The 14,022-nt window shown below is 38.7% G+C and carries 11 protein-coding genes; 3 read left to right on the forward strand and 8 right to left on the reverse strand.

Annotated features, from left to right (window positions below):
- Positions 1–8: 8 nt before the first annotated feature.
- The gene (gene yeiB, locus MNY66_RS04205) at positions 9–1,145 is read left to right on the forward strand and encodes a DUF418 domain-containing protein YeiB (RefSeq protein ID WP_047255679.1); all 1,137 of its coding nucleotides are present in this window, start codon (positions 9–11) and stop codon (positions 1,143–1,145) included.
- Positions 1,146–1,181: 36 nt separating this feature from the next.
- Here yeiB and sanA read toward each other — a convergent pair whose 3' ends face one another.
- Positions 1,182–1,883, reverse strand: a complete 702-nt coding sequence (gene sanA / locus MNY66_RS04210) for an outer membrane permeability protein SanA (RefSeq protein WP_047255678.1) — start codon at positions 1,881–1,883, stop codon at positions 1,182–1,184.
- A 542-nt stretch (positions 1,884–2,425) separates the two neighbouring features.
- On the opposite strand from sanA, the gene MNY66_RS04215 reads away from it, so the two are divergent.
- Positions 2,426–3,205 (forward strand): sulfite exporter TauE/SafE family protein, encoded by a 780-nt coding sequence (locus MNY66_RS04215; protein WP_241501482.1) that lies wholly within the window; start codon positions 2,426–2,428, stop codon positions 3,203–3,205.
- A gap of 1,207 nt (positions 3,206–4,412) precedes the next feature.
- Here the strand turns inward: MNY66_RS04215 and MNY66_RS04220 are convergent.
- The 7 genes from MNY66_RS04220 to metG all read right to left on the reverse strand — a co-directional run bounded on the left by MNY66_RS04220 (position 4,413) and on the right by metG (position 12,469).
- Positions 4,413–5,110, reverse strand: a protein-coding gene (locus MNY66_RS04220) for an IS1 family transposase (protein ID WP_104872948.1) whose coding sequence is annotated in 2 segments (ribosomal slippage) — positions 4,413–4,861 and positions 4,861–5,110 — 699 coding nt in all. Because the reading frame shifts where the segments join, the coding sequence is not laid out codon by codon here.
- Between the two features lie 38 nt (positions 5,111–5,148).
- Positions 5,149–5,367 (reverse strand): hypothetical protein, encoded by a 219-nt coding sequence (locus MNY66_RS18015; RefSeq protein WP_420915502.1) that lies wholly within the window; start codon positions 5,365–5,367, stop codon positions 5,149–5,151.
- 221 nt (positions 5,368–5,588) lie between these two features.
- Positions 5,589–7,286, reverse strand: coding sequence for an NAD-dependent malic enzyme (locus MNY66_RS04225; protein WP_047256982.1), 1,698 nt, complete (start codon positions 7,284–7,286; stop codon positions 5,589–5,591).
- A 646-nt stretch (positions 7,287–7,932) separates the two neighbouring features.
- Positions 7,933–8,820, reverse strand: a complete 888-nt coding sequence (cdd, locus tag MNY66_RS04230) for a cytidine deaminase (protein WP_047256821.1) — start codon at positions 8,818–8,820, stop codon at positions 7,933–7,935.
- Positions 8,821–9,029: 209 nt separating this feature from the next.
- On the reverse strand, positions 9,030–9,725 hold the full coding sequence (locus tag MNY66_RS04235; protein ID WP_241501483.1) for a CidB/LrgB family autolysis modulator: 696 nt from the start codon (positions 9,723–9,725) through the stop codon (positions 9,030–9,032).
- Complete coding sequence (locus MNY66_RS04240; RefSeq protein ID WP_241501484.1) at positions 9,719–10,219, reverse strand: CidA/LrgA family protein; 501 nt, start codon at positions 10,217–10,219, stop codon at positions 9,719–9,721. Before MNY66_RS04240 ends, MNY66_RS04235 begins: the two co-directional genes overlap by 7 nt.
- A gap of 222 nt (positions 10,220–10,441) precedes the next feature.
- Complete coding sequence (metG, locus tag MNY66_RS04245) at positions 10,442–12,469, reverse strand: methionine--tRNA ligase (protein ID WP_047256824.1); 2,028 nt, start codon at positions 12,467–12,469, stop codon at positions 10,442–10,444.
- 222 nt (positions 12,470–12,691) lie between these two features.
- Between metG and apbC the strand changes: the two genes are divergently transcribed.
- Positions 12,692–13,804 (forward strand): iron-sulfur cluster carrier protein ApbC, encoded by a 1,113-nt coding sequence (gene apbC / locus MNY66_RS04250; RefSeq protein WP_241501485.1) that lies wholly within the window; start codon positions 12,692–12,694, stop codon positions 13,802–13,804.
- Positions 13,805–14,022: the final 218 nt, after the last annotated feature.

The following is a 14,022-nucleotide window of genomic DNA, read 5'->3' on the forward strand; positions in this document are numbered from 1 at the left end:
TATCTTTCATGAAATCAGTTGTTCATTCAGGGCGTATTGAGCAACTTGATGCCGTACGAGGTCTATCGATTTTAGGTATTCTATTACTGAATATCTACGGTTTTGGTTTACCGCAAATTGCTTATATGAACCCAGCGTATACGTTGTCGGTGAGCACTTCAGATATTGTGGTTTGGTCGGTATTGAATATTGTTGCCCAAGGCAAATTTCTGGCTATTTTTTCATTATTATTTGGCGCAACTTTGGCTTTGTTAGTTCGTAAAGGGCAAGAATGGAATTATCGCCGACTGATTATTTTAATATTAATTGGACTGATCCACGGTATTGGATTGTGGGAAGGCGATATTTTATTACCTTACGCAATTACAGGCATGTTAGCTATTACGCTTATTTATCGTTATTCGTCAGAAAAATTAATCAAGATCGCCATATCAATCTATCTTATCGGCCTGTTGATATTATTATTTATTGGCTATCATATTGATGCAGAAGGTTATTGGGTTCTTACTGAATCACAAATTATTGATGAAATAACATTGAAAACAGCCGGAGGAATGACCGGCATTGCTTATCGCTATCATGAAGTCAGCAACATGATAGTGTCATTATTTATTCAATATGGCTGGCAGCTGTTAGCGCTGATGTTAGGTGGCGTGATATTAATTAATAATGGTTGGTTGTTGGGAGCATATAGTGAAGGGCATTATCAATTTATAAGTAAAGTATTTATTTTACCTGCAATATTAGTTCAAATTATTTGTCTTTATTGGCAACAACAAGCTCAGTGGAGTTATTTTTCAACCAGTATTGTTGGATATATTGTCAATGAAATAGTGATCCCGTTCCAATCGATAGGATATATAGCACTAGTTTATGGTTATTGGGAGCAGATAAAGGCAACACTATTTAGTCGATGGATAATTAATATTGGCCGTATGGCATTGAGCAATTATTTATTGCAAACCTTAATTTGTACGACGATTTTTTATCAATTAGATTATTTTTGCGATTTTAATCGACTTGAATTATTGGCATTTATTGTTCCTATTTGGTTGACTAATATTACCTTCTCTTCATTATGGTTGTCTTATTTTTCACAAGGCCCTGTTGAGTGGATGTGGCGAAAATTAACATTAAAATTATAATATCATCTTAATATCGCATTTGTATTTTAAGCTATATCAGAGCTTATCAATTTCTTCTGGTGAAACAGCCGGATAACCTTTGATCCCTTCGGGCATTTTTATTGGGGCAGGAATGGATTCTTGCTCACCTAGAAAACGGGGCTCGCGGTTTAAAATAAATAAATCAGCTAAAGCACCTAAGCGGGCAAATATTTCACGGACTCTCACTTTAAGCATATTTTTGGGCGTAGGTACGGCCAAACATTGCGCATCAATATTTTTTTGCATGGCGATAAATAGTGCGCGTTCACAATGAAAACGCTGGGTAATAATGGTGAAATTGTCGGTATCAAAAACCTGGCGAGTACGAACGACAGAGTCCAGTGTTCGGAAACCGGCAAAATCTAAAACAATTTTAGAGGCCGGAACTCCCGCTTTAATGAGATCTTTACGCATGGTAATGGGTTCATTGTAGCTATGTTCGCCATTATCACCGCTTAACAGTAAATATTTTATCTTTCCACTGTGATAAGCATTTGCTGCACCTTGAATTCGATAAGAATAATATTGATTAAGAGCTCCATTCGCATAATATTTGGAGGTGCCTAAAACCATTCCGACATCGCGGGCCGGCAGTGATTCAACATTTTCATAAATCGCTGATGATGTTTGCCAGCTCACCCAACGATCAAGTAAAAAAATAGTTGCTATAGCGATCCCTGCCACGATCAATAGACCGTATATAAGACGTTTCCTCATTGTCTTTGCCTTTTACTCAAAATAACAATTAATGACTAGGCTACTGTACCTCATTTATCGAAGCAAGAGCGAGCGTAGCGGAATACCTTCAATCGAGATAATTTAATCGCTATGATAATCTATAGCAAACAGCATAATGCGTGCTAATTAGTATAGTTGCAACTTGAAGTAATATAACTGATATTAACAATCCATAATTTAGTTTATGTCTATAAATTAAATTATATTTTATTATTTGATTAAACTAAATTTTTACTATGTTAGTAGTCAATTATCCTCTATAAACTTTTGTTTCATTTTTTACCAAGGTATCCGCTTAGATCGCGTTTATTATGTATGCTGACTACCTATGTAATTTGATATGAGAGTTTCAGGTCTTATCTAAGACAGATAAACTAAGCGGAGAATAATATATTTGGTATGGCGTAAATCAATAATTTGATAGCCGATTGTCGCTGATATGCAGTACCAATATCTGTTGTTATAAATGTGAATAATATCTTTATTACAAAGCGCCACGTCGTTTTATAGGGAATCCAAAAATGATTGTTACTGAGCTTTTGGTTGGTGCCATTGTTGGCCTAATCATCAGTACTACCGGGGTTGGAGGTGGTATCATTGTACTGCCTATTTTAACCTATTTTTTTGGTTTAAATGCCCTTGAAGCGGTGGCTACCGCTAATTTCCTTTCGATGTTGATGAAGATATCTTCATCGTATATGCATTTCAAAATGGGAAATATTCCTTTTAAAGGAGCGATGATTGTCCTCGCTATTATGTTACCTAGCACGCTATTAGCCAGCGTATTGGTAACATGGATAGCTAGTTTTCCCCAATATCAATTACAGACAGAATGGGGGATCAATGCTTTAGTGACCGTAGCTATCCTTTTCTCGCTTTATTTATTTCTTCAGCGATTGTTTTTCTCACTACCTTTAAAGCCTGATACCAAACAGCATAATATTAGGTCATTACTATTACCGGCAGTTATGGCCGGGGTCGTTTTGGGGGCGACGGGGGTTGGTGGGGGAGTCGTTGTTTTGCCATTATTACTACGTTATATGCAGTTAAATATTAAACAGGCGATCGGAACCTCTATTTTTGTCACTACTATATTATCCGGCGCTTCTGCATTTGCATACGCGCAAGATGGACATACAGATATTGAGTTGGCGCTTATCTTGTGTATTGGGGCTGTTTTTAGCATGCCATTAGCGAAGTATCTATTATTACGTTTATCTGAGCGCACTTTCCAATTGATTACTCTATTTGTTATTTTATGCAGTGCGATTATGATGTCGATAAATTTATTTGTGTCATGAGTTTATGTTCATATTTCTTAATAATAGAATAAAAAATAGGGCATAAAAAAGCATATCGTAATAGGTGTAATGCTTGTCAATTAAGCGTCCAATAATGCAGCAATACATATTGTTGCGGCTTTTTTTACTGCTCGGGGGAATATTTTTATAGTCGAACAGTCAGAATAAAGCTACCTGACATAGTAAATGTGTTACTTATTACTTTCTTTTGGGATTTTTCTATAGCAACAGGCGATAGTATACTGAGTTGGCCGCGGAGGTATCATGCTGTTTGCTTAAATCCTATTTGGTATGGGTTCAGTTTGATATGGTGTAGTATCTTTTAAGCTATAATCCATTGGTACCATCATAAATCGCAGCAGATTATACGCCAAAACTACTTTCTATAAACCCAGCTTTATTCACTAGCCTCGGAGTTTTACCCTCAGGGTGGGTTTATTGTTCAGCAGCCTATGCTGCTTTGTTTCCTAAAACTATAGATTATTCCCCAACAATGACTATAGGCGGTGGCTATATCCACTAAAGGCTAGCACAATCGATTGCCCATGGATGTCAGTACCTGAATGTTCTTTCCGTTAATTTCTTTATTTATCAATTTTTCTTTTAACGCTATTGGTGCATTTGCTCATTGTTTCCCTGCTTGTCGTGCTAGCCGTAGCTCAACTAAATCATCTTCTGTATCTGGTTTCCCAGCATCTAATTTCTAACTTGCTAGCATTAATTTTCCTGCACCTAATATTGTGAGCCTTTGTGATGTAGATTCATCCCGTATTTTTATAGCTCTGATGTTTGCCAATGATACTATAGACCAAGTATATAAAATTTTTTATCGATTATTATCAGAGAGTTAACGGGAGTTAAATCTATCAATCTTGCTGTAAGAAAAACCTCTCTGACCTATGAGACACTGCCGAAATGAGCTCCGGACAATAGATGATTATTCACTTCCATTTGACAAACTATCCGGAGCCGAGGGCAGTTAGAGCAACAGTATTCGTTTGCTTTCTGCCTGAAAGCTGCATTATTTTCGGGGCTATTGGGTGTGCTCCAAAGTGTTTCGTCTACGGTTATCACAGTTAATCCGTTCCAGTTCGATCAAGGCAGTTTTTTAAACCTAGGCTGACTTGTTTTATCAACTATTTGTTTTTTCAAATACTTTTTGAACAATATCATCATCCAGTTGGTCGTGTATTCAATATAGAGATCATCATAATAGATAGTGTTCACGTTCAATGAATGTCCCGATAATTTTGTCATGCATTTCAGGTGACTTCGAGTAACCTAACGTCTTACGGTTAAGGCGCTTCAAGCGGTTTCTCAGATTCAAATTCTCTCTTTCTATTCGTTGCGTATAAAACTTACTTGCTACATGTTTCTGCTTGGGCAATATCTCATAAGCACTGAACTTATCCGTGCACCAAAAAGCGACATTAAACCTAGACAGTAAAGCCAGTAACTGGCGAAGAGTCCTTTTGTTTCGACGACCAAACGTATGAGCAATAATCCGTTTTAGGCGGGGCTCCCACGCATACCAAAGCCAGCGTTGTTGCTTCTTATTAGTCACAAAAGACCACTGTTCATCGACCTCGCAAAGGAGTTCAATGTGCAGATTATCAAGAGGTAAAGAGGTTACCTGTCTAGGCGAGAGTTTTTTAAAGTACGAACAACCGCATTAATGCTGATATGAAGGGCCCTAGCAGTATCACGAATACCGGCATTATTCATAGTGAGGTCGATAATTTTATCTTTAGTTCCGGGTTGGCAAGCACGATATTTATAATCGAGTTGGAAGCTTCGGCAGCAATCTTGGCAACGATAACGTTGATGACCAGTGCTACCTAATCCATGTTTTTTCACTGGGGGCGTTTGTTGACAAAATGGGCACCTTACATCGACTTTAGCCATGAATATTCTCCGATAAATTACCCTATATTACAGGTTAATCACCGGATTGAATACATGACCATCCAGTTGCTGTCGAGCCAGAATAACCTCGCTTGGTGTGATATAAGATCATTTATTGGGTAAAAAATAATATTGAGATGTAAGACCCGCTGAGCTATGGGAAACAACTGAACAATTGATACTCCAATGACAACCCAAGCCATAATTTCTATTGGAAGCCGACATTTCCGTACAGCGACAACATCATTATGGAGCAAATATTCCTCGATAAGCGAAAGGAGAGCAGAAAGAGAGGTAAGCTTTTTTGGTGAAAATGAAAGAACAGTATCAAGAACTTAACTAAATAACATAAAAAATCCGTAATCTTAGGAAGACCACGGATTTTTACAGAACAAGGGAACCGTTCCATTTTGTTCTTAACAGACAAGCATTAAACCATAATAAGCGTGCTTTTTAAGAACAATGTTGGCTATATTTCTTAGAATGAAGTTCGTTTATAAATACGGTACTCCGGTTTCCAAAAATTATTTTCAATCGCCTCATCTAGCGCTTTATCTGAAGTAACGGTTGCTACGCCTTGGATTTGTGCTTCTTTAGCGACTTGTTTAGCAATTATACGCGAAACTTCTTGGATATCATCAAGCAAGGGAAGTAGAGAACCTTCACCCTCTTTGGCTAATGGTGAACATTCAGCCAGCGCACGGCTTGCCGCCATTAACATCGCATCAGTGACTCGTTTAGCACCTGAAGCTATTACTCCCAAACCTATACCAGGGAAAATATAAGAGTTATTACACTGTGCGATAGGATAGGTTTTTTCTTTATACACCACGGGACTAAACGGACTGCCAGTAGCGACCAGAGCCTGACCATTAGTCCAAGCAATAATATCTTCTGGGCGAGCTTCAACACGCGAGGTCGGGTTAGATAATGGCATAACAATAGGACGTTCACAGTGTTTATGCATCTCTTTGATGATTTCTTCTGTGAATAAACCTGCTTGTCCAGAGACACCAATTAAAATAGTTGGTTTGGCATTACGCACGACATCAAGTAAAGAAATAGCGTCGTTAGTATTATCCCAATCAGCTAGATTTTCACTGTGTTGGATTAATTTACTTTGGAAGTCTAATAAATTAGGCAGTTTATTAGTCAGTAGGCCAAATCGGTCAACCATAAAGATGCGAGCACGTGCTTCTTGATCGTTAAGGCCTTCAGATTTCATTTGAGCAATAATTTGTTCAGCGATACCACAACCTGCGGAGCCAGCGCCTAAGAAAGTGACACATTGATCCCTTAGTTGACGTCCCGCAGCATGACTGGCAGCAATCAGACTACCAAGGGTAACAGATGCTGTCCCTTGAATATCATCATTAAAGCAGCACAGTTCATCACGGTATCTGGTCAGTAACGGCATGGCATTTTTTTGTGCAAAATCTTCAAATTGCAGCAATACGTTAGGCCAGCGTCGTTTTACCGCTTGGACAAATTCATCAACAAATTCATTGTATTCATCAGCCGTAATTCGAGGATGGCGCCATCCCATGTATAGAGGATCATTTAAGCGTTGCGGATTATTTGTTCCTACATCGAGAACTACTGGCAAGGTATACGCGGGGCTAATTCCACCACAAGCCGTATATAAAGATAGTTTTCCGATAGGAATACCCATACCGCCGATACCTTGGTCACCGAGCCCCAGAATACGTTCACCATCAGTCACAACAATTACTTTTACATTTTGTTTAGTGGCATTTTGTAACATATCATCAATATATTCGCGATTAGGATACGAAATAAATAATCCACGAGCGCGACGATAAATATCTGAGAAGTGTTCACATGCTTCACCTACCGTTGGTGTATAGATGATCGGCATGACTTCAGTCAGATGCTCATCAACGAGACGATAAAACAGGGTCTCATTGGTATCCTGAATATTTCTTAGATAGATATGCTTATCAATATCTGTTTTGAAGTCAATCAATTGGCGATAAGCACGTTCAACTTGTTCTTCTATTGTCTCGACTTGTTCAGGTAATAAGCCATAAAGGTTGAAATTAGCACGTTCTTCTTCTGAAAAGGCGCTACCTTTATTTAATAGAGGAAATTCGAGCAGAATAGGGCCAGCGTAAGGAATGTAGAGAGGGCGTTTACTTTCGTGTTCAAGTTCCATTGAATAATCACTCTTCGGACGGATAAAAACAACAATTCACCTAGATCCTAAGATAAACAAAAAATATGTACAGTGAATGTTGATAAATAAGCGTAAATAATTTGTGATAGCCGCAATATTTCGTAGGACAGCCAGGAAATCAAAAATACTGCCCGTTAAGCTGAGCTAATTGCGGATGCAGAAAAAATAGTCAATGCACCAGCAATTCGAAATATGATGTAAATAATAATAAAACAATAAACAGTATAATGGCTTAATGATACACCAGAAATAGTTCAAGTTCTAATGATAGGCCAAACTTGGGAGTTAAAGTGGTTTAATTTTATATTAACAAGGAGATAAATATATAAATTAGTTTTCTTGTTACGATTCAGCTTATAAATATATTTAATGAATCCGATGGAAATTATTCAATATATTCTATAGTGATTAAATGTATTAATTTTTATTATGGTTTTTAATTATTTAATAGAAGATTAAGTTAGCTTATCTATTTGATAATATTGAATTAGTTGGTTTTATAGATAATTTAACAATATGACGACTAAATTTAGCGCAGTGTAATTTAGGGGGCTTTTGAATATTGCCGTTGATATCAAACTGATTTGATTTTATATCAACGGCGACTGAAAAATATTATTATTTCTTAAACTAAATGATGTAATTCAATATGTTGACAGCCTAAATTTTTCAATACTAGCTCAGTGGTCGCCCATTGGGATAAAATTGAATCTTTGCCTTCGACTAATACTGCTCGTTCAATATCTTCTAGTTTTTTACCGGATAAATTCATCAAAACTAATGCAGCTTGCAGAGGGGGAAAACTTGGGTTAAATGCGGCATTTTCAGCATATTTTCCACTAAAGATAGAGCCATCTTTATGCTGTAACGCGACACCACTGTGGGATAGGCTGTAAGGTGCATGCGATTGATTTGCTGCATTTAATGCTGATTTTACTAGGGGGTCATGGCTTTCAATGGTATATCCATGATGAATATCATCCATTAATAATGTGGTGATATTTAAATCGACAGGACCAAAAGCATCAGGCAAGTAATCATGTAATTTGGCCGGCTGACGTCCCGGTAAATGAATGGATAAACTTTCGTTACCACGCAATTCATTCATAAACTGGCGACAATGGCCGCAAGGAGTATAGTTGACAGTCATGGCGACTATTTGCTTTTCGCCTCGTAGCCACGCATGAGTAATTGCACTTTGTTCAGCATGAACTGATTGCTGTAATGCACAGTGGCTAAATTCCATGTTGGCGCCAAAATAGAGATTACCGCTAACACCGCGAGATATCGCACCGACATTAAAATGAGAAATAGGAGTTACTGCACAAGCAGCGGCTAGAGGTAATAAAGCAAAGGCTAATTCGTCATCATGATACTGGCATGCAGATTTGATCTGTAGAACTTGCTCAGCTGTCAGCATGGCAGAAAAATCAGGATCATCGATAATAGGTTTTAGAGCTGATTGTAATTTCTCTGGTAATTGTGGCCAGACTGACTGAAAACGTGCGTGCATAATATTCCCTCCCAAAAAAGTTGCAACCATTCTAGGCAATATTACATATAAACAAATGTGATCTACTTCACTTTTATTATGAAATTAGATTTTGTTGTTTCATAATTGAGAGATGTATCTCAAATTTATAGCTGTTATAGGTAGATTTAGCATTAAAATTAATATCCAGAAGCCGAGATCCCTTGATAAGTATCTTGGATTAAATGCGATTAACTAAATAAATGTAAAATCACCGGGAAAATGAACGGGGCTAATAATGAAGTAATTATCCCGCAGGTCATTAATGCCAGTGAGCTATACGCACCTTCAACATAGTCTACTTCAGCGCAGCGGGCAGTCCCTAAGGCATGGGAGGCCGTTCCCATTGCTAATCCTCGCGATGCATGCGTTTTAATACGTAAAGTATCAAATAATGAATGGCCAAACATTGCACCTAAAATACCGACAAAAATAACACAAGCTGCACTGACTGCAGGGATCCCCCCAATCGAATCTGCTACTGCCATCGCTATCGGGGTAGTAACTGATTTAGGTAAAATTGAGGCGGCGATATCTGGTGTTGCTCCCAGCCATAAAGCAATAGAGGTCCCGGTAAACATAGCTATAATGCTACCGGCAAAGCAGATACTGAATAATGATTTCCACTGCGCGCGAATTTGGTGCAGCTGTTCATATAATGGAAATGCGAGTGCGACGACTGCGGGCTGCAGTAGGTCATTAAGAATTTTACTTCCGGCAAAATAGTGCTCATAAGGAGTATTGGTTAGTATGAGGACCGGAATAATGACCGCGATCGCAATTAATAGCGGATTTAAAACGGGTAATTTAACTTTTATTGCCAATGCTCTCGCGAGATAAAACACAATAATTGTGAGTGGTAGTGACCACCAGATATGACTTAACATTTTTTGTTCTCTTGTGGATTTTTGCTGTCAGTCAACAGGCTTTCAGTAATTTCATTAAGGTCAGGAGTTTCAGGAGTTTCAGGAGGTAATGGAACTTCATCAGGTTTAGCTCCGGTGATTGGCCGCTCACGATGAATATAATGTGAGCTGTATGCAACGACCACCATAACGACAAAAGTACTTATAAAACAAGCAACTAAAATAGGAACAATTTGTTGGCTCACTTGGCCATAATAATTCATGATGCCGACGCCAATAGGGACAAACAATAACGTCATATTTTTTAATAGCAGAGTGCATCCCGGTTGTACCCAATGGGAGGGGACAAGCTGGAGTGCTAATAATGCGAATAAAATCAGCATACCAACAATGCTGCCAGGTATCGCAAACGGGAGCAATGTGGAGATCATATTTCCGATAATGAGGCAAAGATAAAGTAGTGCAAATGCCCGCAAATATTGCCAGCCGATTATCAGCACTTGTTTGAGTGACATAATGGTGGTCCTGTTATCTTAGATGCATTTATCATACAATTAACTTTGCAAATGCGCTATAGATCACATAAAAAAGCCCATAAAAAAAGCGGAGAATTAAAATTAACTCCGCTTTAATTTAATTTTTAACTTATTTCTTTCAGAAATTTAGTATTTTATACCTTAATTTATTCGGCGGTTGGTGGCTGATAATAAATACACCCGCCGCTTCAAATCATAGGTTTATTTAACTTGCATTCCTGGTTGAGCACCGCTGTCTGGGCTTAATAAGAAGATATCTTTATCGCCAGGGCCCGCGGCCATCACCATACCTTCAGACATACCAAAGCGCATTTTTCGTGGTGCTAAGTTGGCTACCATGACAGTCAAACGGCCTTCTAATGCTTTAGGATCTGGATAAGCTGAGCGGATCCCTGAGAATACTTGACGAGTTTCCCCACCAATATCTAGTTGTAATTTAAGCAATTTATCTGAGCCTTCAACTAAATCAGCCTGTTTGATAAGCGCTATGCGTAAGTCAATTTTGGCGAAATCATCAAATTTTATGGTTTCTTGAATCGGGTCATCCGCTAATGGACCGGTTAGGGTGCTAATGGGTTTAATACTCTCTTTTGAGGCTTGAACCATAGCTTCCACTTTGGACATTTCAATACGATTAAATAACGCTTTGAAGGGAGCAACTTGATGACCGAGTAAGGGTTTATCAATGCTATCCCACGTTAATTCGATATTTAAGAAAGCTTCAGTACGGTTCGCAAGCCCCGGTAAAACAGGTTTCAAGTAAGTCATTAATACACGGAACATATTAATACCCATCGAACAAATATCTTGTAGATCTTGATCGCGACCTTCTTGTTTTGCTACCACCCAGGGTGCTTGTTCGTCAACATAGCGGTTGGCTATATCGGCTAACGCCATGATTTCACGGATAGCTTTACCGTATTCACGTTTATTAAATTCTTCGCCAATAGTCTCAGCTGCTGCAACAAATTGTTGATATAGTGCAGGGTCAGCTAATTTATCCGACAATTTATTATCAAAGCGTTTGCTAATAAAGCCGGCATTACGTGAGGCTAAATTAACCACTTTATTAACAATGTCGCTATTAACACGCTGAACAAAATCTTCTAAATTTAAGTCGATATCGTCGATTCTGGATGACAGTTTAGCAGCGTAGTAATAACGCAAATTATCAGCATCTAATTGATCTAAATAAGAACGAGCAGTAATAAATGTCCCGCGGGATTTAGACATTTTTGCGCCATTGACGGTCACGTAACCGTGCACGAATAAATTCGTAGGTTTACGGTAGCCGCTGCCTTCTAGCATAGCTGGCCAGAATAAACTGTGGAAATAGACGATATCTTTGCCGATAAAATGGTACAGATCGGTTTTAGATTCTTTATTCCAGAATTCATCAAAATCTAATCCTGGGCGTTTTTCGCACAGATTTTTAAATGAACTCATATAACCAATAGGGGCATCAAGCCAAACGTAGAAATACTTGCCTGGTGCATCAGGAATTTCAAACCCGAAATATGGGGCATCGCGGGTGATATCCCATTGTTGCAAGCCGGAATCAAACCATTCTTGCATTTTATTGGCGACTTGTTCTTGCAATGCGCCTGAACGTGTCCACGCTTGTAGCATTTCGCTAAATGCAGGTAAATCAAAGAAGAAATGTTCAGTACTGCGCATTTCAGGCGTCGCCCCAGAAACCACAGAACGTGGATTAATCAGTTCTGTCGGGCTATAAGTGGCGCCACAGACTTCACAGTTATCACCGTATTGATCTTCAGCTTTACATTTTGGGCAGGTACCTTTAACAAAACGATCGGGTAAGAACATGCCTTTTTCTGGATCGTATAGCTGTGAAATTGTGCGGTCTTTAATATAGTCGTTTTTCTTTAATAGACCATAAATGTGCTCTGATAATTGTTTACTTTCAACACTATGAGTTGAATGGTAATTATCATAACTGATGGCAAAACCTGCAAAATCCTGCTGATGTTCTTGGTTCATTGCTGCAATCATGTCTTCAGGAGCAATGCCTAATTGCTGAGCTTTCAGCATGATAGGGGTGCCGTGAGCATCATCTGCGCAGATAAAGTGAACCTCTTTGCCGCGCATTCGGTGATAACGGACCCAGATATCAGCCTGAATGTGTTCCAGAATGTGACCGAGGTGGATTGAACCGTTAGCATATGGTAACGCACAGGTTACCAGTAATTTATTCGCGACTTGAGACATAGTAAGGATCTTACTTCCATTAGTTAAAAAGGGTCTTTGATGTTAACCTAACAAATCAATTGCTGCTAGGGCTGAGAAACATTAATCGGCATTTATTCTGAAAAATCTATTTTTGCCGTTCGTGGCTTTTGCTGCATCCGTTTATCTCTATTTTTATTGTTCTCTGCTATGATATGCAAATGTCTAATCGTTGGTTAATAAAGAAAAAATAAAGGAGCCGGGATGAGCGATAAATCCCCCGAGCAGACCAATCCAGAACTGCTAACCGAACAGGTTTCCAGTGTTTTGGCCTCATTTACACACCCCACACTGAAACGCAATCTGATTTCCATCAAAGCTTTACATCATTGTGCCATGCTTAATAATGTACTGCATGTTGAATTGGTGATGCCATTTGTTTGGCGTGGTCCGTTACAAGCACTCATTGAAGCTAAAACAGCAGAGTTACGTAAAATCACCGGTGCTGAAGCGGTTGAGTGGAAACTTCGTCACGAAATAACGACGCTAAAACGTGCGAATGATTTACCGGGAATTAATGGCGTACGTAATATTTTAGCCGTCAGTTCGGGTAAAGGTGGCGTTGGTAAATCAAGTACTGCGGTAAACCTTGCTTTAGCGTTAGCACAAGAAGGCGCGAAAGTCGGTATTCTTGATGCAGATATTTATGGTCCATCAATTCCCAATATGTTGGGGACGACGCTAGAACGTCCAACATCGCCAGATGGTCAGCATATGGCTCCTATTATGGCTTATGGAATTGCAACTAATTCAATCGGTTATTTAGTAACTGATGATAATGCGATGGTTTGGCGTGGTCCTATGGCCAGCAAAGCATTAATGCAAATGCTGCAAGATACATTATGGCCAGATTTAGATTATTTAGTTATCGATATGCCACCAGGCACCGGTGATATTCAATTAACGCTATCACAAAATATTCCTGTTACAGGGGCGCTGGTGGTGACAACTCCACAAGATATTGCCTTAGTCGATGCGATGAAAGGTATTGTGATGTTCAAAAAAGTCAATGTGCCTGTTCTGGGGATCGTTGAAAATATGAGCGCGCATATTTGTGGTAATTGCGGTCATGTCGAACCTATTTTCGGTACTGGCGGTGCGGAAAAGCTGGCAGAGAAATACCATACTCGTTTGCTAGGTCAAATTCCTTTGCATATCTCATTACGTGAAGATTTAGACCGTGGTCAACCAACGGTAATGCGTGACCCAGAAGGTGAATTTGCTGATATTTATCGCGAAATTGCTTCTAACATCTCTGCTGAGATGTTCTGGGAAGGGGATAAAATTCCAACGGAAATTTCCTTCCGCGCAGTATAAATTGTTTTTTCTTGATAAAACAATAAGATAGTTTTTTACTTATTTATTGTTCATTATACGGCTAAACTTTAATGGCTTACTTATTATAGTAAGCCATTTTTTTAGGCTGATATTTTAATAAGTTACCTAGCTTTTATCTTAACGCGTATTTTAACCAGCTTTTAACCTATATCTTAAGTTAAATTCCTATATCTTCATTGTAGATATACAGTAGAATG

This window comes from Moellerella wisconsensis (genome assembly GCF_022592395.1).
In the GTDB taxonomy this organism is placed as follows: domain Bacteria; phylum Pseudomonadota; class Gammaproteobacteria; order Enterobacterales; family Enterobacteriaceae; genus Moellerella; species Moellerella wisconsensis.

Bases quoted from the DNA above. Each gene is read 5' to 3' on its own strand.
- yeiB (WP_047255679.1), top strand. From the start codon at position 9: ATGAAATCAGTTGTTCATTCAGGGCGTATTGAGCAACTTGATGCCGTA.
- sanA (WP_047255678.1), bottom strand. From the start codon at position 1,883: ATGAGGAAACGTCTTATATACGGTCTATTGATCGTGGCAGGGATCGCT.
- MNY66_RS04215 (WP_241501482.1), top strand. From the start codon at position 2,426: ATGATTGTTACTGAGCTTTTGGTTGGTGCCATTGTTGGCCTAATCATC.
- MNY66_RS04225 (WP_047256982.1), bottom strand. From the start codon at position 7,286: ATGGAACTTGAACACGAAAGTAAACGCCCTCTCTACATTCCTTACGCT.
- cdd (WP_047256821.1), bottom strand. From the start codon at position 8,820: ATGCACGCACGTTTTCAGTCAGTCTGGCCACAATTACCAGAGAAATTA.
- MNY66_RS04235 (WP_241501483.1), bottom strand. From the start codon at position 9,725: ATGTTAAGTCATATCTGGTGGTCACTACCACTCACAATTATTGTGTTT.
- MNY66_RS04240 (WP_241501484.1), bottom strand. From the start codon at position 10,219: ATGTCACTCAAACAAGTGCTGATAATCGGCTGGCAATATTTGCGGGCA.
- metG (WP_047256824.1), bottom strand. From the start codon at position 12,469: ATGTCTCAAGTCGCGAATAAATTACTGGTAACCTGTGCGTTACCATAT.
- apbC (WP_241501485.1), top strand. From the start codon at position 12,692: ATGAGCGATAAATCCCCCGAGCAGACCAATCCAGAACTGCTAACCGAA.